The sequence below is a fragment of the Mycobacterium sp. SMC-4 genome (genome assembly GCF_025263265.1).
GTDB lineage: Bacteria > Actinomycetota > Actinomycetes > Mycobacteriales > Mycobacteriaceae > Mycobacterium.
Window position 1 is genome coordinate 494,441 of sequence record NZ_CP079869.1, and the last position, 18,511, is coordinate 512,951.

The 18,511-nt window shown below is 68.5% G+C and carries 17 protein-coding genes; 6 read left to right on the plus strand and 11 right to left on the minus strand.

Features of this window, described 5'->3' with window-relative positions; genetic code table 11:
* Positions 1 to 8 precede the first annotated feature (8 nt).
* The 8 genes from KXD98_RS02385 to KXD98_RS02420 form a co-directional block, all read right to left on the minus strand.
* Positions 9 to 1,532 (minus strand): NCS1 family nucleobase:cation symporter-1, encoded by a 1,524-nt coding sequence (locus KXD98_RS02385; protein WP_260761697.1) that lies wholly within the window; start codon positions 1,530 to 1,532, stop codon positions 9 to 11.
* Positions 1,533 to 1,652: 120 nt separating this feature from the next.
* On the minus strand, positions 1,653 to 2,363 hold the full coding sequence (locus KXD98_RS02390) for a GntR family transcriptional regulator (RefSeq protein ID WP_260761698.1): 711 nt from the start codon (positions 2,361 to 2,363) through the stop codon (positions 1,653 to 1,655).
* A gap of 138 nt (positions 2,364 to 2,501) precedes the next feature.
* Positions 2,502 to 2,942, minus strand: coding sequence for a DUF1707 domain-containing protein (locus KXD98_RS02395; RefSeq protein ID WP_260761699.1), 441 nt, complete (start codon positions 2,940 to 2,942; stop codon positions 2,502 to 2,504).
* Positions 2,943 to 3,021: 79 nt separating this feature from the next.
* Complete coding sequence (locus KXD98_RS02400; protein WP_396882285.1) at positions 3,022 to 5,235, minus strand: AAA family ATPase; 2,214 nt, start codon at positions 5,233 to 5,235, stop codon at positions 3,022 to 3,024.
* Position 5,236: 1 nt separating this feature from the next.
* A complete protein-coding gene (locus KXD98_RS02405) occupies positions 5,237 to 6,100 on the minus strand; it encodes a phosphatidylcholine/phosphatidylserine synthase (RefSeq protein WP_260761700.1) in 864 nt (287 codons plus the stop codon).
* Complete coding sequence (locus KXD98_RS02410) at positions 6,097 to 6,795, minus strand: phosphatidylserine decarboxylase (protein ID WP_260761701.1); 699 nt, start codon at positions 6,793 to 6,795, stop codon at positions 6,097 to 6,099. The genes KXD98_RS02405 and KXD98_RS02410 overlap by 4 nt, the downstream gene beginning before the upstream one ends.
* A 93-nt stretch (positions 6,796 to 6,888) precedes the next feature.
* Positions 6,889 to 8,073, minus strand: a complete 1,185-nt coding sequence (gene glp / locus KXD98_RS02415) for a gephyrin-like molybdotransferase Glp (RefSeq protein ID WP_260761702.1) — start codon at positions 8,071 to 8,073, stop codon at positions 6,889 to 6,891.
* Positions 8,073 to 8,990: an SDR family NAD(P)-dependent oxidoreductase gene (locus KXD98_RS02420; protein ID WP_260761703.1), complete on the minus strand. Its 918-nt coding sequence runs from the start codon at positions 8,988 to 8,990 to the stop codon at positions 8,073 to 8,075. The genes glp and KXD98_RS02420 overlap by 1 nt, the downstream gene beginning before the upstream one ends.
* Before the next feature lie 39 nt (positions 8,991 to 9,029).
* Between KXD98_RS02420 and KXD98_RS02425 the strand changes: the two genes are divergently transcribed.
* Genes KXD98_RS02425 through KXD98_RS02445 form a run of 5 tightly spaced genes read left to right on the plus strand, consistent with a single transcriptional unit; the run spans position 9,030 to position 13,295 of the window.
* Complete coding sequence (locus tag KXD98_RS02425; protein ID WP_260761705.1) at positions 9,030 to 9,521, plus strand: PH domain-containing protein; 492 nt, start codon at positions 9,030 to 9,032, stop codon at positions 9,519 to 9,521.
* A 29-nt stretch (positions 9,522 to 9,550) separates the two neighbouring features.
* Complete coding sequence (locus tag KXD98_RS02430) at positions 9,551 to 10,960, plus strand: PH domain-containing protein (RefSeq protein WP_260764938.1); 1,410 nt, start codon at positions 9,551 to 9,553, stop codon at positions 10,958 to 10,960.
* Between the two features lie 45 nt (positions 10,961 to 11,005).
* Positions 11,006 to 11,821 (plus strand): HAD-IIA family hydrolase, encoded by an 816-nt coding sequence (locus KXD98_RS02435; protein ID WP_260761707.1) that lies wholly within the window; start codon positions 11,006 to 11,008, stop codon positions 11,819 to 11,821.
* A 40-nt stretch (positions 11,822 to 11,861) separates the two neighbouring features.
* Positions 11,862 to 12,794, plus strand: coding sequence for a TIGR03621 family F420-dependent LLM class oxidoreductase (locus tag KXD98_RS02440; protein WP_396883081.1), 933 nt, complete (start codon positions 11,862 to 11,864; stop codon positions 12,792 to 12,794).
* Between the two features lie 30 nt (positions 12,795 to 12,824).
* A complete protein-coding gene (locus KXD98_RS02445; protein WP_260761709.1) occupies positions 12,825 to 13,295 on the plus strand; it encodes an SRPBCC family protein in 471 nt (156 codons plus the stop codon).
* A gap of 5 nt (positions 13,296 to 13,300) precedes the next feature.
* Here the strand turns inward: KXD98_RS02445 and KXD98_RS02450 are convergent, their stop codons facing one another.
* From KXD98_RS02450 to KXD98_RS02460, 3 genes are all read right to left on the minus strand, one after another.
* A complete protein-coding gene (locus tag KXD98_RS02450) occupies positions 13,301 to 15,028 on the minus strand; it encodes a DEAD/DEAH box helicase (RefSeq protein WP_260761710.1) in 1,728 nt (575 codons plus the stop codon).
* 120 nt (positions 15,029 to 15,148) lie between these two features.
* On the minus strand, positions 15,149 to 15,649 hold the full coding sequence (locus KXD98_RS02455) for a cupin domain-containing protein (RefSeq protein WP_260761711.1): 501 nt from the start codon (positions 15,647 to 15,649) through the stop codon (positions 15,149 to 15,151).
* Positions 15,650 to 15,671: 22 nt separating this feature from the next.
* Complete coding sequence (locus KXD98_RS02460) at positions 15,672 to 16,571, minus strand: SDR family NAD(P)-dependent oxidoreductase (RefSeq protein WP_260761712.1); 900 nt, start codon at positions 16,569 to 16,571, stop codon at positions 15,672 to 15,674.
* A gap of 239 nt (positions 16,572 to 16,810) precedes the next feature.
* On the opposite strand from KXD98_RS02460, the gene groL reads away from it, so the two are divergent.
* A complete protein-coding gene (gene groL / locus KXD98_RS02465; protein WP_260761713.1) occupies positions 16,811 to 18,436 on the plus strand; it encodes a chaperonin GroEL in 1,626 nt (541 codons plus the stop codon).
* Positions 18,437 to 18,511: the final 75 nt, after the last annotated feature.

An 18,511-nucleotide genomic window follows, 5' to 3' on the forward strand; every position in this document is an offset into this window, starting at 1 on the left:
GACTGCGGTCATTCCGCGGCGACAGCCCTGTTCTCGTCGGCTACGCCGGCGACGTTGGCGCGGTAGGCGAGTGCGTAGTAGGCGATGAAGCCCGCGAAGCACCCGATGAACCAACTGAACTGGCCCAGCGATTCAACAACGCCGAGGATCTTGGGTAACACCACCGAACCGATCGATGCGGCGCCCCCGATGATGGTTGCCCTGACCGCTACTGGGTTGAATCCTTTTCTGTACCAGTATGTTCCAGTTTCCTCCATGGTGAACAGGTCATCGACCACGATGCGCTGCTTGCGGACCAGGTAGTAGTCGGCGATCAAGATGCCGAACAGCGGACCGATCAGGGCGCCAAGCAGTCCGAGGGTCCAGAAGATCGCCTCGTCGTTGTTGTACCAGTTCCACGGTGTCAGGAGCACCGATCCGACGGCTGCGATCATGCCTCCGGTGCGCCAACTGATCTTCTGCGGGTTGACATTCGAGAAGTCGAAGGCGGGCGCCACGAAGTTGGCCACGATGTTGATCCCGATGGTGGCGAGCACGAAGGTGAAGCCACCCAGCAGTATCGCGGTGTACGTGTCGATGGCCTCCACGGTGTCGATGGGGTTGGTCATCACTTCGCCGAACACCGGCAGGGTGGCCGAGGCGGTCAGCACGACCAACAGGGAGAACACCACGAAGTTGATCGGCAAACCGACCAGGTTGCCGAACTTGAGTTCCTTGTACGACTTCGCATACCGGGAAAAATCGCCGAAGTTGAGCATCGGTCCCGCGAAGTAGGACACCACCAGGGCGATAGCGCCCAGCATCGCTGTGATCTGCTGTCCGGTCGTGAGTTGCCGGTCCGACAGCGTCAGGCTGATCTGCCAGTCGGCGCGGGCCATCATGTAGAAGCACAGGATGAACATCATGGTGTAGATGAGCGGACCGCTGACATCGCACAGCCACCGCACCATCTCCATTCCCCACCAGAACACCAGCGCCTGAACCACCCAGAGAATGGCGAAACTCAGGTAGCCCACATAGGACAGGCCCAGGAAGCTGGTGTCGTCGGTGGCGTAGGCCGCCATCCCGGGAAACAGTTTGAGCAGCACGATGGTCAGAGCTCCGGCTGCCAGGAATGTCTGAACCCCGTACCAGGCAATGGCGATGCTGCCGCGGATGATCGCGGCGATGTTGGCGCCCATCACACCGAATGCCGCACGTGCGACCACCGGGTAGGCGATCCCGTGCACCTGGCTGGGCTTTGCCACCAGGTTGCAGGCCAACTGCACGATGCAGATGCCGACGATGAGGCACACGAAGACCTGCCAACTGGTCAGCCCGAGGGCGAACAGTGCGCCAGCGGTGACGTAGCCGCCGACGCTGTGTACGTCGGCCATCCAGAAGGCAAAGATGTTGTACCAGTTCCACTTCTGTTCGACCAACGGCGCCAGATCCTCGTTGGTGAGTCGCGGATGGTAGGAGGTCTTGATGATCGAGGTACCCGCCGGTCCATGGTGAGTGCCGGCAACCAGGGGCGGTGTTTCGGTTGTCATGACGGTCTCCTAGCGAGGTTGGCACAGCCCGAGTCGGACAGTGCCAAGAACTTAGGAGCGCAGTGTTTCCGTAACGGCCATAGCGGCGTTAACCCGCAGTTACCACTCACCTATAGGAAATCACGGGCGACGGAACAGATCGGCGTCGTCGCGCAGCGGATCGAACTCGGCCCGCAGGTGTTCGTAGTGTCGCTGCGATGCGGCCGCCAGCGCCTCGCCATCGCGAGCAACGAAGGCGCTGATCATCTCGCCGTGGTCGGAGTGGAAACGATGCCGGGCCTCGTCTGAGACATGTGCCATCGGTCGCGCCGGTTCGGTCAGATTCCACGCGGACTCGTACATGCGAACCAGGCGGCCCATTCTCGACGGCCGGATCATCGCCAGGTGGAGGCGCCGAGACTCGCTGTGATAGATCCGGTCATCGTGGCCGCGGATGGCCGAATCCAATCCGTGGTGACTGGCCCAGATCTCGGCGTCGTCTTGGGCCGTCGCGTGCCTGATCGATGCGGCCAGCGCACCCGCTTCGAGCACCTCACGCACCCGATAGAGGTCGGTGAACTCTTCGAACGTGAGCGTCGCCACCCGGTATCCCACATGGGGACGATGTTCGACCAGGCCTTCGCCGACCAGCGTCATGAGAGCTTCACGCACCGGGATCTGGCTGACGCCCAGGTGCGCGGCGACTGCGTCCACCGGGATGGCGGTGCCCGGCGGTTGATCGCCGGACAGGATCGCATCGCGGATGTCGTCGGTCACCCGTGGTTGGCCGGTCTCGGCGGACGAGTTGACCAGGTGTGCGGTGAACTGTGTCCCGCGACGAATCCGGGTCATGAGGTTTCTCCCACCACGTCGACGGCGCCACCTCCGAAGGGAGTGCGGTCGACAGTCTGAACCACGTATGTTTCGAGGGGATGTCGGGTCTGCGCGACCGTCGCCTGAACACACCTGACGCTGCCTCGTCGGGCCCGGTCAGCGGGGGCCCGATCGTGCGCACGCCGGCACGGCGAACCGGATCGGAATCGCATGGGACGCCACCCCGATCCCGGCGCCCAGGATCGGCCAGATTGGCCAGAAGTACCAGGCGCCGGTCGACATTCCGACGGCCAGCCACACGGTCAGCACAATCAGCACCATCACCAGGTAGCCCGCCAGGTGTATCCGCACGGCCCGGCGCGCGGCGGCCTGTCGGGCAGACCGCCGGCGCGGGTCGTTGCGGCGTAGATCGGCCACCGGCAGGTCTGCGGTCAAGGCGCGCAGATCAGGGGTGGTGCTCGCGTCGAAGACCGCGGTGACGCGCTGCTCGTACTCCGGCATGTCCAGATAACCCTGGGACAGTGCCAGCCCGAGCACAGCAGCGGTGGATTCCCGGTCGCGGTCCCCGGCCCGCACAGAGGTGTCGATGACGGTCATGCCTCCTCCAATCTTGACAATGCCTAGTTTGAGGATGTCAGCTCGTTTAGGCACTGTCAAGATGGTGGATCGGCTGATGTCAGCGGTTGTCGGCGAACGCGCGCAGCGCGTCGACCTGCACCGGGTCCAGCGACGGCCGGACCGTCTGGCGGGCCGCGGCGACGTCGCCGGCGGTGACGTCGGCGGCGTCGATGGATCGGCGCATCGCGGTCAGCGCGGCTTCGCGCAGCAGCGCCACGCAATCGGCAGCGCTGTACCCGTCGAGGTCTTCGGCCAGCGCCTCCAGATCTACGGCGTCGGGGCCTTCGGAGGCCAAAGGCACCGATCTGCCCGCGGTGCGCAGAATCTGGATCCGGGCCTCGGCATCCGGTGGCTCGACGAACACCAACTTCTCCAGCCGGCCCGGTCGCAGCAGCGCCGGGTCGATCAGGTCGGGGCGGTTGGTCGCACCCAGCACCACGACGTCGCGCAGCGGTTCGATGCCGTCGAGTTCGGTCAGCATCGCGGCCACTACACGGTCGGTCACCCCCGAATCGAAGCTCTGCCCACGTCGCGGGGTCAGCGCGTCGATCTCGTCGAGGAACACCAGCGACGGTGCGGAGTCACGCGCCCGCTGGAACAGCTCACGCACCGCTTTCTCCGAGGAGCCGACCCATTTGTCCATCAGCTCAGCGCCTTTGACCGCATGCACGCTGAGACGGCCCGAGCTTGCCAGCGCGCGCACCACGAACGTCTTCCCGCAGCCCGGCGGGCCGTAGAGCAATACGCCGCGTGGCGGTTGCACACCGAGCCGTTCGAAGGTCTCCGGGTGTTGCAGCGGCCACAGCACCGCCTCGGTCAGCGCCTGCTTGGTGTCGGCCATGTCGCCCACGTCGTCGAGAGTGATCGAACCGACCGAAACCTCCTCGGTGGCCGATCGTGACAGCGGCCTGATCACACTCAAGGCTCCGGTCAGGTCTTCTTGGCGCAGTGCCGGCGGTTCACCGCTGTCGCTGGCCCGTGCGGCCGCGCGCAACGCGGCCTCCCGGATCAGAGCAGCAAGGTCGGCAACGACGAAACCCGGTGTGCGTTCCGCGATTTCGGAAAGTTCGAGATCTTCGGACGGTACGTCGCGCAGCAACGCCTCGAGCAGCTGGCCGCGCACTGCCCCGTCGGGCAGGCTCAGCCCCAACTCGCGGTCGCACAGCTCGGGTGCGCGCAGCCGTGGATCCAGGGCATCCGGTCGTGCCGTGGTGGCGACGAAGGCAACCCCCCGGTTGGACACCGCTTTTCGGAACTCGGCGAGGATCAGGGTGGCGACCGGGTCGGCGGGCACGGTCAGCAGCGCATCGACGTCGGTGACGAGCAGGACCCCGCCGCCGTCGCGCACCGCCGTCACTGCGGAGCTGACCTTGGCCAACCGGTCCTCGGCGCGCAATGAGCCGACCTCCGGCCCGTCGAGTTCGACCAGCCGCCGGTCGGCGCACACCGTGCGGACCATCGTGGCCTTGCCGACGCCGGCCGGCCCCGACACCAGAACCCCCAGATGTGCTGTGGCGCCGAGCTTTTCGAGAAGCTCCGGTTGGTCAAGGGCGAGCTTGAGCCACTCCTTGAGGCGGCCGGCCTGGGTGTGGGCGCCCTTGAGGTCGTCGAAGCCGATGGCCGGTGGCGCCGAGCTGGTCACGACATGCTGACCGGTCTGCTGCACCGGGGCGGTACTCGTGGAATCGCCCCAGCGCACCAGCGAATTGGGTTGCACGCTGACTGGTCCGGCGGGGTCGACGCCGGTCACCGTCAGCAGCTCGGACGTCCAGGTGATCCCGACAGCGGCGGCCAACGCCGCGCTGGCCTGCGACGTCGACGTGCCCGGTCCCAGGTCACGGGGCAGCAGGGACACCGTGTCGCCCACCGTCATCACCTTGCCCAGCAACGCTTGTCGTAGCGTCGCCGGGGACAGCGACTGGGTGGTCAGCCGCGAGCCGCTCAGCGTCACCTCGCGGGCACCGTGCACCGTCACCGGGGAGACCAGTACCGCGCTGTCCTCGCGCAGGCCGGCGTTGGACAGCGTCACGTCGTCGAGCAGTGCGGTGCCCGTCGGGGTGCCGGCCGGAGCCGGCCCCACCACCGCGGCGGTGGTGCGGGTACCGGTCAGCGACACCGCGTCCCACTCGCGGATGCCCAGCGCGGTGATCGCCTCGGGGTGCAACCGCACCACCCCGCGACGGGAATCCAGGGCGGCGGTGTTCAGCCGTGCGGTCAGCGTCAGGTGTGGCGGTGGCCCGCTGCGCGCCGCGGCCTCGTCGACGGAGGACACCTCACCCCCTCGGCGGCCTGCGCAGCCCGAGCCGCGCCATCGACCGGCGGTGCGGCTGGGCCCGTCGGATCGCCCGCCGGGCCGCCCGCTGTTCGCGCGGCTTGTCACCCCACACCTCGGGATGCTGGGCCAGGAACCGGCGGGTCCGGATCGCGAAGGGGATGTGGATGACGTAGGCGACGATGATGACCAGGATCACCAGGTAGCCGTAGAGGATCGCGGCGGCCACCGCGATCGCCAGCAGTGCCAGCAGCGGCGCCACCATGTGCGAGGGCACCGCGAAGGTGTGGATCTTGCGCATCGGCAGCGTGGAGACCACCAGCAGCGAGATGCCGATCATCCAGATCACCACGGCAGGCTCGGAGGTCCACCAGCCCTCACCGAACTGCATCTTGGCCGCCAGCGGCCCGATTGCGCCGATCGCACCCGCCGGGGCGGGCATCCCGACGAAGTATTTCGATGCATACTCCGGCTGGTCGATGTCGAGCATCGCGTTGTACCGGGCCAGCCGCAACACGATGCACACCGCGTAGAGCAGCACCACGATCCAGCCGATCCGTGAGGTCGATAGCAGCGTGCCGTAGACGATGAACGCCGGCGCCACACCGAAGTTCACCGCGTCGGCCAGTGAGTCGATCTCTTCGCCCATCCGCGAGGTGGCGTTGAGCGCGCGTGCGGTGCGGCCGTCGAGGGCGTCGAGGATCGCCGCGGCCGCCAGGAACGCCATCGCCTCGGTGGGCCGGTTGTCCAGTGCGAACTTGACCGCCGACAGGCCCAGACAGATCGCCACCACGGTCATCGCGCTGGGCAGGATTTTGGCGCTGACCACCGGGGTGGGCAGGCGCGGCTTGCGTGGTCGGATCATGGCAGCTCGGCCAGCACGGTCTCACCGGCAAGGGTGCGCTGGCCGTTGGTGATCAGGATGTTCGAGCCCGCGGGCAGGTAGGTGTCCAGCCGCGAGCCGTACCGGATCAGACCGTAGGTGTCGCCGATGGCCAGCTTGTCACCGGCGTGGACATCGCACACGATGCGCCGCGCGATCAAGCCGGCGATCTGCACCGCGACGACGGTGGCACCGTCCGGGGTGCGGATCACCACGCTGTTGCGTTCGTTGTCCAGGCTGGCGGCCTCCAGGTCAGCCGAGCCGAACAACCCGGGCCGGTGTACCACCGAGACCACCTCGCCACCGATCGGCGCCCGCTGCACGTGGGCATCCAGCACCGACAGGAAGATGCTGATGCGAGGCACCGGCGTGGGGTCCATACCCAACTCGGCAGGGGGGCTGTGCTCGTCGACCACGCAGATCAATCCGTCGGCGGGCGCCACCACGACACCGGGTCGCACCGGTGGGGTGCGGGGCGGATGACGGAAGAATGCGGCGTTGGCGGCCGCGGCGGTCAGCGCGGTGCGGCGGACCCAAGGGCGTCGTCGCCCGGCCAGCGCCACTGCGAGGCTGGCGCCGACGAACGGCAGTCCTTCGGGGTGCATCGGGGGTATCGCGGAGCGAACCAGGGCCGCCAACCGCGCGGGGCCTGTGGTGAGGTCGGGGCGTCTGGCCATCGTGCGCTGAATACTACCGACGAGCGCTTGCGCGAGGAGTCATCGAGTCCCGACGAGCGCTTGCGCGAGGAGTCATCGAGTCCCGACGAGCGCTCACCGCAGGTCCCACACCTGGACTCGTGATCCGGCAGCCGCTTGGGTGGTGTCCTCGTCGAGCTCGAGCAGACAGTTCGCCGACGCCAGCCACCGCAGATGGTGCGAGGCCGGCGGGCCGTAGCTGGTCACCGAGTCGCCGTCGAGCACGCCGCGCCGGAACTGGCGTTTGCCTTTCGGTGAGGTGAGGTCTTCGGCGAGCACGGCGCTGCGGCGCGGCCGTTCGGCGTCGGCCAGGCCCATCGCCGCGCGCAGCGCGGGCCGCACGAACACCTCGAAGGACACCAGAGCGCTGACCGGGTTTCCCGGCAGCGTGATCACCGCGGTGCCGTCGACCACACCGGCGCCCTGCGGCATGCCGGGTTGCATCGCCACTTTGACGAACTCGACCTGGTCCGACCACGCATCCTTGACCACCTCGTAGGCGCCGGCGCTGACCCCGCCGGTGGTCAGCACGACATCGGCGTCCCCCGCGTCGCGTACCGCGGTGGTGAACGCGGTGACGTCGTCCCCGGTCATCGGGGCGGCCACCACCTCGGCGCCGGCGTCGCGGACCGCGGCGGCCAGCATCACCCCGTTGGATTCATAGATCTGGCCCGGTTGCAGCGGGGTTCCCGCGCTGACCAGTTCGGTGCCGGTCGAGACCACCAGCACCCGCAGCCGCGGCCGCACGGTGAGCTCGGCGAGTCCCAGTGCGGCGGCCAGCCCGAGCGCGGCCGGAGTGAGCATCTGACCGGCCCGCAGCACCGTGGTGCCGGCGGTGACGTCCTCACCGGCGCGTCGGATGTGCTGGCCGCGTCGGGCGCCGGCGCGGATGGTGACGACGTCGGTCGCCGCGTCGGTCGCCTCCACCGGGATCACCGCGGTCGCCCCGCCCGGCAACGGCGCGCCGGTCATGATCCGGTGTGCGGTACCCGGCGTCAGTGCGGGGATGTCGGTACGGCCGGCCGGGATGTCTTCGGCCACCGGCAATCGCACCGGATGGTCGGCGCCGGCGTCGGCGACGTCCTCGGCCAGCACTGCGTAACCGTCCATCGCCGAGTTGTCGAACGCGGGCAGCGCGAGCCCGGCGACCACATCCTGAGCCAGCACCAGGCCCAGCGCGCCGGACAGCGGGATGTCGACCGGCGGGCGGGGCTTGATCAGCCTGGCCACCACCTGCCGGTGCTCGTCGACGGACCGCATCAGATGCCGTAGGTGACGCCGGTGAGTTCCTCCGACACCGCCCACAGCCGCTGCTGGGTCGCGACGTCGTGGGACTGCTTGCTGGATTGCACGAGGACGGGGTGACCGATGAGCTCGCGGAATCCCGACGGACCGTAGTACTGCCCGCCTTGCACGCCAGGGTCGGTGGCGGCGCGCAGCGTGGCCAGCGCACCGACGGCAGGACTGTTGGTGAAAAGGCCGACGAGCTTGTCGGCGCCGGGCAGGCTGGTGCCGGGGATGTGGCGCATCAGCTCGGTGTTGGAGATCCCGGGATGCGCGGCGACCGCGATCGTCGGCGCGCCTTTGGCGGCCAGTCGGCGCGCCAGCTCGTAGCTGAACATCAGGTTGGCCAGCTTGGATTGCCCGTAGGCGGCGACGCGGTTGTAGCTGCGCTCCCACTGCAGGTCCTCGAAGTGGATGCCGGCCCGGATGTTGTGGGCGATGCTCGCGACGCTGACCACGCGAGAACCCGCGACGGGCAGTAGATGCTCGAGCAGCAGCCCGGTCAACGCGAAGTGGCCGAGGTGGTTGGTGCCGAACTGCAGCTCGAACCCGTCCCGGGTGACCTGCTTGGGTGGGTACATCACGCCGCCGTTGTTGATCAGCAGGTCGATGCGCGGGTGTGTTTCGCCGAGTTCGGCCGCGGCCCGGCGCACGCTGTCCAGCGAGGACAGGTCGAGTTCCTGCACGCTGACCTGCGCATCCGGGGTGGCGCGGGTGATCCGCTCGGCCGCGCTGCGACCCTTGGCCAGATCGCGCACCGCGAGCACCACCCGGGCGCCGTGCGCGGCGAGGACGGCCGCGGTCTCGTAACCGATTCCGGTGTTCGAGCCGGTGATCACGGCCACCCGGCCGGACTGGTCGGGGACGTCGGCGGCAGTCCATTTAGGGGTCATGGGTTCAACTTACTGACATCGGCCAGGCATTCTCGACACATGGACCTGGTCGAACCTGCGCATCCGCCAAGCAGCAATGCCCCGCTGGTCTGGGCGATCGGCGCCGCGATCCCGTGGTCGGTGGCGATCCTGGGCCAGCTGGTGTGGTTCGCGTTGGAAAGCGCAGGCAGCCCGCGGCTGTGGCTGCATGCCCTGGTGGCCGTCGCGACCGTGCTGGGCATCGTGGTCAACGTGGTGATTGCACCGCTGTGGCGTTATCGCGTGCATCGCTGGGATCTGGACGCCACCGCGGTCTATACCCGGACGGGGTGGTTGGTGCAGGAGCGCAGGATCGCGCCGATCTCGCGGGTGCAGACCGTCGACACCTACCGCGGGCCGCTGGATCGGCTGTTCGGCCTGGCCAACGTGACCGTCACGACGGCGTCCTCGGCGGGGGCGGTGCGCATCGTGGCGTTGGACAAGAACGTCGCCGACTGGCTGGTGGCCCGCCTGACCGACATCGCAGCACTGGGCGGCGAGGACGCCACGTGAGCGCCGACTGGCAGCGGTTGAGCCCGCGCATGCTGTTGGTGCACCCGGTGCACGAGGTGCTGCGCCAGATCCCGGTCCTGATCGGCTCGTTCGTGCTCGGTTCGGCGACCGGCAACCCGGCCTGGGCAATTCTGGCTGTGGTTCTGATCGTCGCCTTCGGATTGGCCCGGTGGTTCACCACCGCCTATCGCATCGGGGGAGACGATGTCCAGCTACGGTCGGGAGTGTTGCAACGCACCGTGGTGTCATTGCCGCGCAACAGGATCCGCTCGGTTTCCACCGATGCCCGACTGCTGCACCGGATGCTGGGGCTGACCGTGGTCACCGTCAGCACCGGACAGCAGGCCAGCACCGAGACCGCATTCGCGCTCGATGCGGTGCCGGCTGCCGAGGTGCCACACCTACGCGCGATCCTGCTGGCCGAATCGTTGGGGCCCGCTGCTGTCTACACCCAGGGCCAGGTGCTGGCCCGCTGGCAGCCGTCCTGGCTGCGCTACAGCGCATTGACCTTCGGCGGCTTGATCACCATCGGCGCCGCGGCCGGTGTGCTCAGTCAGACCGGAGTGCTTGGCGCATTGGATGATTCGCCGTGGGAGCAGGCCGGGGCCGGTCTGCTGAACAGTTTCGGCGTGGCGGCGGTGGTGGCCGCGGTCGTGGTGGCTCTGGTGCTGGCGTCGGTGGCGCTGTCGGTGGCGCAGTCGTTGCTGTCCTACGCCAATCTGGAGTTGCGGCGCGACGCCGACATCCTGCACCTGTCGCACGGGTTGGTGCGGGTCCGGGAACGCACGTTCGACATGCGCCGCCTGCGTGGTGGCACGCTGCGAGAGCCATTGCTCGTGCGGTTGTTCGGCGGGGCCCGGCTGGATGCGGTGATGACCGGGGTGGCCGGTGTCGGGGAGGCCTCGCAGCTGCTTCCGCCGTGTCCGCGCCAGACCGCCTCGACGGTGCTGCGCGGGCTGATCGGCGAGCCGCAGATCGTCGACGGTCCGCTGCGACCGCACGGTCCGGCGGCGGTGCGTCGACGCTGGATACGGGCGATGGCGTTGCCGGTCGTCGCGGCCGTTGCCCTGGCGGTGACCGCGTCGCTGACCGCGGTGCCGGTGTGGGCCTGGGTGATCGTCGGCCTGCTGGTGATCGCCGGCGCGGCGCTGGCCGCCGACCGGGCCCGCGCACTCGGACACCGGGTCGACAACGGTTGGCTGGCGGCGCGCGCCGGCAGCCTCGGACGGCGGCGCGACTGCGTGGCCGGAGCGGGCATCGTCGCGTGGACGGTGCGCCAGACGTGGCCGCAGCGCCGGGTCGGGGTCGCCACCCTGGTCGCGGCGACCGCGGCGGGGGTGAAACGTTACGAGGTGGTCGACGTTCCCGCCGACCAGGCGTGGGCGATCGCTGCGGCGGTCTCGCCGTGGGTCGGGGCCAGCAGCTGGGCTCGGGACTGACCCAGCCCGACTTGCATCCGTTCGACGGCGGTTTACTGTCGAATCATGGCTATCGGTGGAGTGCTCTTCGACATCGATGGCGTGTTGGTGACCTCGTGGAAGCCGATCCCCGGCGCCGCGCAGACGCTGCAGGCACTGGCCAGGCACCAGGTCGCCTGCGCTTATCTGACCAACACCACCACCCGTACCCGGGTGCAGATCGCCGAACTGCTCACCGACGCGGGTATGGCGGTGGCGCCCGACGAGGTGATCACCGCCGCGGTGTTGACCGCAGAGTACGTGCGCAGCCGTTATCCCGGCGCCCGGTGTCTGCTGGTCAACAGCGGGCAGATCGCCGAGGACATGCCCGGTATCGACCTCGTCTACTCCAGCGAGTTCAGTGGACCGCAGGCCCCGGCGGCGCCCGATGTGGTGCTGCTGGGCGGTGCCGGTCCGGAGTACAGCCACCTGACCCTGTCCTGGGTGTATGACTGGATGGCACAAGGGGTTCCGGTGGTGGCGATGCACCGCAGTACCTCGTGGACCACCACCGACGGGCTGCGCATCGACACCGGCATGTACCTGATCGGGATGGAGGAGACCTCGGGACGCAAAGCGACCGCGGTCGGCAAGCCGGCGCCGGAGGGATTCCTGGCCGCGGCCGGGCGGCTCGGCGTGGATCCCGACGAGATGTACATGATCGGTGACGATCTCAACAACGACGTGCTGGCCGCTCAGGTGGTCGGGATGACCGGGGTGCTGGTGCGCACCGGCAAGTTCCGCCAGGACACCCTGGATCGTTGGGCGGCAGACGAATTCGCGATGCAGCCCAACCACGTCATCGACTCGGTCGCCGACTTGCCGGGGCTGCTCGAGCTGTAGCCTGGTGCTGGTGAGCACCGAGGCGCACCGCACCCGGCCGATGAGATTCGGCGTGACCACCGCGCTGCCGCGCACCGGCGCGGATGCGCGCGCGTTCGCCCAGCACGTCGAAGCGGCCGGTCTCGACGTGCTCACCTTCGCCGACCATCTGATGCCCACGGTGGCGCCGTTCAGCGGATCGGCCGCCGCGGCCGCACTCACCTCGCGGTTACACGTCGGAACGCTGGTGCTCAACAACGACTTCCGGCACCCGGTCGAGACTGCCCGCGAGACAGCGGGTGTGGCAACACTTTCCGACGGCCGCTTCGAACTCGGCATCGGCGCGGGGCACATGAAATCCGAATACGATGCCGCCGGTCTGCGATTTGACGACGGACGGGTACGGGTGTCCAGACTGGTCGAGTCGGTCCCGATCATCCGAGCTCTGCTCGACGGTGCGGCAGTCGATATGGAGGGCGAGCACTACCGCGTGCGCGCCGGTGCCGGTGAATTGGTGGCGCCGCCGCCGCAGCGCGTCCCGATCCTCGTCGGCGGTAACGGCACCCGCGTGCTGCAGCTCGCCGGTCAGGTCGCCGACATCGCCGGATTCGCCGGCATCTCGCACAACCGCGACGCCACCCGGGTGACGCTCAGTCATTTCGATGGCAGGGGTCTGGCCGACCGCATCGCTGTCGTGCAGGCTGCGGCGGGGGAGCGGTTCGACCAGATCGAACTCAACGCGCTGATTCAGGCCGTCGTGGTCACCACCGACCGGCGTCGCACCGCCGCCGAACTGGCCGCGACGCTGGGTGCCGACGCCGACACCCTGCTGGACTCACCGTTCCTGCTGCTCGGCACGCATGAGCAGATGGCCGAGCAACTCTGCGCGCGGCAGCGCGACTTCGGCCTCAGCTACTGGACGGTGTTCGATGAACTGCCCGGCCGCGAGTCGGCGTTGCCCGCGATCGGCGAGGTCGTCGCGCTGCTGCGATGAGTTTGGAAGCGAGCGCCGGTCTATCGCTTCATGGAAGAGACCATGATCGTGCACACCACCGTCGATGCCCCCGCTGCCACCGTGTTCGCCGCACTGGCCGATCCCGCCAACCACGCCGCGATCGACGGCACCGGCTGGGTTCGTGAACCCGTCGACGGCGAGCGCATCACCGGTGTGGGGCAGATCTTCCGGATGGCGATGTACCACGACAACCATCCCGACGGTGCCTACGAGATGGCCAACACGGTGATCGCGTTCCAACCCGACCGGGTCATCGCCTGGGAGCCCGGGCAGCCCGGCGCGGACGGCGTTGTCGAAGGCGGCGGCTGGACCTGGCGTTACGACCTCCAGCCGCAGGGCGATGGGCAGACGCGCGTGACGTTGACCTACGACTGGTCGGCGGTGCCGGCGGCGTTTCGCGAGCAGATCGAGTTCCCGCCGTTTCCGGCCGAGCACCTACACAATTCGCTGGCCAACCTGGCAGAACTGGTGGCGGGCTGAGGCGGCTACGCCGTCAGCTCGCGCTGTAGCACCCGAACCGCCTCGATGCGGGCCTGCAGTTGTTCACGCGTCGCAGCCGCCACCGGCGGGCCCCCGCACCGGCGGCGCAGCTCGTTGTGGATCCAGCCGTGCGGCCGGCCGGTGCGATGGTGGGCTAGCGACACCAGCGTGTTGAGTTCGCTGCGCAGCTCGCGGAGCTGGCCATGGGTGGTCCTCGGCGCCGGGGGCGCGCCCGCTTCGGTGCGCTTGGTGAGTTGCTCTTCTTGCCTGCGCCGCAACAGATCCCGCATGGACGCGGCATCGAGCAGGCCGGGGATGCCGAGGTAGTCGGCCTCCTCCTCGCTGCCGGCGGGGGTGGCCGTGCCGAAGGAGGACCCGTCGAAGATCACCTGGTCGAGTTCGGCGTCGGCGCCGAGGTACTCGATCTTGTTCTCCTCGTCGCCGGCCTCGTCGCGCTTCTGCTCGGCGAGTTCGGCGTCGAGCGGATCGTCCAGCGTCTCGCGGTGCGGCTTGCCCAGCACGTGGTTGCGCTGCGCCTCCATCTCGCTGGCCAGCAGCAGCAGGTTCGGCACCGACGGTAGGAAGATGCTGGCGGTCTCGCCCGCCTGGCGGGACCGGACGAACCGTCCGATGGCCTGGGCGAAGAACAACGGCGTCGACGCACTGGTTGCGTACACGCCCACGGCCAGTCGTGGCACGTCGACGCCCTCGGAGACCATCCGCACCGCGACCAGCCACCGCGAGGTGCCCGCCGAGAACTGCGAGATGCGGTCCGAGGCGCCCTTGTCGTCGGAGAGCACCACCGTCGGGGCCTCCCCGGTGATCTTGAGCAGCAGCTCGGCGTAGGCGCGGGCAGTGGTCTGGTCGGAGGCGATGATCATTCCGCCGGCGTCGGGGACATGCTGGCGCAACCCCTGCAGCCGGGTGTCAGCCGCGGCGATCACCGCGGGCATCCATTCACCCTTCGGGTTCAGCGCGGTCTTCCACGCGCGTGCGGTCTGCTCGGCGGTCAACGGTTCGCCGAGCCGGGCGGCGTGCTCCTCCCCGGCGCTGTCGCGCCAGCGAGCCTCACCGGAGTAGGCCATGAACATCACCGGCCGCACCACGCCGTCGGCCAGCGCGTCGCTGTAACCGTAGGTGTAGTCGGCCACCGAAGTCTTGAAGCCCGCGGCGTCCTCTTCGTAGCTGACGAACGGGATGGCGCTGTCGTCGCTGCGAAACGGCGTCCCGGTCAGCGCGAGACGGCGGGTCGCGTCGTCGAAGGCCTCACGGATCGCATCACCCCAGCTCTTAGCGTCACCTCCGTGGTGGATCTCGTCGAACACCACCAGCGTCCGGCGGTTCTCGGTGCGCACCCGGTGCCGGGCCGGATGGGTGGCCACCTGGGCGTAGGTGACGACCACGCCGTGGTATTCCGACGAGGTCTGGGAGTTGGAGTTGGAGAACTTCGGGTCCAGCGCGATGCCGTGCCGGGCCGCGGCCTGCGCCCACTGGACCTTGAGGTGCTCGGTCGGGACGACGATCGTGACGGTCTCCACGGTGCCCTCGGCGAGCAGCTCGGCGACGATGCGCAGCGCGAAGGTGGTCTTTCCGGCCCCGGGGGTCGCCACCGCCAGGAAGTCTCGCGGCTTGCCCGTCAGGTATTTGACCAGAGCCCGCCGCTGCCAGCCCCGCAACGCCTGGGTGTTGGACGCCCCAGCAGAACCGGACCTGGGTGCTGCATCAGCCCGCACCCACGACTCCTCCCAGCATGTTGACGGTCACCGACTCCCATGACCGGAAATGCAGTCTAGGACAGTCTGTTCCGCGGCCGCATCTCCGCGGCGTGTCCGGCTGCGGCGTGTCCGGCCGGACTACTCGACCCAATGGTTGTCGTGGGCGACGAACCACTCCCGACGCTCGTCATCGGTCAGCTCACTCAGCTGCGCCAATCCCTCGAAGTAGTACTCGCGCGGCGCGCCGGGGGCGAACAGGATCAAGATCGAGACGGACTCGTCGGCTGCGTTGCGGAAACCGTGCACGCCGCCGGGTGGGACGTAGAGGAAGTCCCCGGCGTGCCCGTCGACCCAGGCGGTGCCGTCGTAGAGCGACAGAGTGCCCGACAGCACATAGAAAGCTTCCGACATACCGCGGTGGAAGTGCGGTCCGGGCCCGCCTCCGCGCGGCGCGATCTGCACGCGGTACAGGCCGTAGTCGCCGTCGGTGTCCTGTTGGCCGGCCAGATAGTGGTACTGGACGTGGCCGAACGCGTCGTGGTCCGGCGGCTCGTCAGCGCGTTTGAGCCACGCGCTGACTTCGGGTTCGTCGGCGGTGTAGCGCGGCGGTGGATACGGCGGCGGGACGACAAGGGACACCTCGGTGAGTCTGCCCGTGGTGTCAGACCGGGAAGGTCACCTTGGTCAACTCCTCGGAGATCTCCCAGAGTCGGCGCTGCTGGTCGACGTCGTGCGACTGTGCGCTGGAGGCCACGACGACCGGCGCGCCGCGCTGCTGGCCGATGCCCTTGGGTCCGTAATACTGCCCGCCGAGGACCCCCGGATCGGTGGCGGCGCGCAGCGTGGGCAGCGCCCCCTGGTCGGGGGTCTGGGCGAACACCACCGGCGCGATGGCCAGGAAGGCCCGCTCGATCGGCCGCGGCAGGCTGCGGGCCAGGTCGGTGGTCGACGTGCCCGGGTGGGCGGCGACGGCGATCGTCGTGCCGCGGGGCGCCAGGCGGCGCTGGAGCTCATAGGTGAACATCAGGTTGGCCAGCTTGGACTGGGTGTAGGCGCCCATCCGGCTGTAGCTGCGTTCCCACTGCAGATCGTCCCAGTGGATGGCGCCGCCCATCTTGTGGCCGTTGCTGCTGACCGTGACGATGCGCGATCCGGGGACGTCGAGAATCCTGTCGAGCAGCAGCCCGGTCAACGCGAAATGGCCGAGGTGGTTGGTGCCGAACTGCAGCTCGAAGCCGTCGGCGGTGGTGCTCTTCGGCGTGGTCATCACCCCGGCGTTGTTGATCAGCAGCTCGATGCGTTCGTAGCGGCTCTTCAACGCATCTGCGGCGGCGGCGATCGAGGCCAGTGAGGTGAGGTCGAGCTCCTGGACGGTGACATCGCCGGTGATCCGGGCCGCAGCCTGCTCACCCTTGGCGGTGTCGCGCACGGCGAGCACCACATGCGCACCGTGCGCGGCCAGCGCCTTGGCCGTCTCGAAACCGAGCCCGGTGTTGGCTCCGGTGATCACGGCGGTGCGGCCAGTCTGGTCGGGGATGTCGGCGCTGCTCCAGTCGGTCATGGCGTCGACTTTACGGAGCTTGGGGCAGCTCGCACGTTCGCGGAGAGAGGAACGGGTGCCAACCTTGCACTCGCCCTGGTCGAGTGCTAAGAATGCAGTTGGCACTCGCGACCGGCGAGTGCTAGGTCGGGACGGTGAGGCCGGGGCGCAGTGTTCTGCGAGCACACCTCGGTCGTCCGTCGCGGGCACTGCGCCCGACCAGCAAGACGTGCATCCCCAATCCGGAGGAACACTTCGCAATGGCCAAGACAATTGCGTACGACGAAGAGGCCCGTCGCGGCCTCGAGCGTGGGCTCAACGCCCTCGCCGACGCGGTAAAGGTGACGCTGGGCCCCAAGGGTCGCAACGTCGTCCTGGAGAAGAAGTGGGGCGCTCCCACGATCACCAACGATGGTGTGTCCATCGCCAAGGAGATCGAGCTGGAGGACCCCTACGAGAAGATCGGCGCCGAGCTGGTCAAGGAGGTCGCCAAGAAGACCGACGACGTCGCCGGCGACGGCACCACCACCGCCACCGTGCTGGCACAGGCGCTGGTCCGTGAAGGGCTGCGCAACGTGGCCGCCGGTGCCAACCCGCTCGGCCTCAAGCGCGGCATCGAGAAGGCCGTCGAGAAGGTCACCGAGACCTTGCTGAAGTCGGCCAAGGAGGTCGAGACCAAGGAGCAGATCGCTGCCACCGCCGCGATCTCGGCCGGCGACACCCAGATCGGCGAGCTCATCGCCGAGGCGATGGACAAGGTCGGCAACGAGGGTGTCATCACCGTCGAGGAGTCCAACACCTTCGGCCTGCAGCTCGAGCTCACCGAGGGTATGCGCTTCGACAAGGGCTACATCTCGGGTTACTTCGTGACCGACGCCGAGCGTCAGGAAGCCGTCCTGGAGGATCCCTACATCCTGCTGGTCAGCTCCAAGGTGTCGACGGTCAAGGATCTGCTGCCGCTGCTGGAGAAGGTCATCCAGGCCGGCAAGCCGCTGCTGATCATCGCCGAGGACGTCGAGGGCGAGGCCCTGTCGACCCTGGTGGTCAACAAGATCCGTGGCACCTTCAAGTCCGTCGCCGTCAAGGCTCCGGGCTTCGGTGACCGCCGCAAGGCGATGCTGCAGGACATGGCGATCCTCACCGGTGGCCAGGTCGTCAGCGAAGAGGTCGGTCTGTCCCTGGAGACCGCTGACATCTCGCTGCTGGGCCAGGCCCGCAAGGTCGTCGTGACCAAGGACGAGACCACCATCGTCGAGGGCGCCGGTGACTCCGACGCCATCGCCGGCCGGGTGGCTCAGATCCGCGCCGAGATCGAGAACAGCGACTCCGACTACGACCGCGAGAAGCTGCAGGAGCGCCTGGCCAAGCTGGCCGGCGGTGTTGCGGTGATCAAGGCCGGCGCTGCCACCGAGGTGGAGCTCAAGGAGCGCAAGCACCGCATCGAGGACGCGGTGCGCAACGCCAAGGCCGCCGTCGAGGAGGGCATCGTCGCCGGTGGTGGTGTGGCCCTGCTGCAGTCGGCGCCGTCGCTGGACGAGCTCAAGCTCGAAGGTGACGAGGCCACCGGTGCCAACATCGTGCGTGTCGCGCTGTCGGCTCCGCTCAAGCAGATCGCCTTCAACGGTGGTCTGGAGCCCGGCGTGGTCGCCGAGAAGGTCACCAACTCGCCTGCCGGCACCGGCCTCAACGCCGCCACCGGTGAGTACGAGGACCTGCTCAAGGCCGGCGTCGCCGACCCGGTGAAGGTCACCCGTTCGGCGCTGCAGAACGCAGCCTCGATCGCGGCGCTGTTCCTTACCACCGAGGCCGTCGTCGCCGACAAGCCGGAGAAGGCCGCCGCACCTGCGGGCGACCCGACCGGTGGCATGGGCGGTATGGACTTCTAAGAAGTCGACAGCAGAGGCCCCGGCTCGCCTGGCGAGTCGGGGCTTCTTGCTGTGTCCCCAACGTGGGGCCTATGC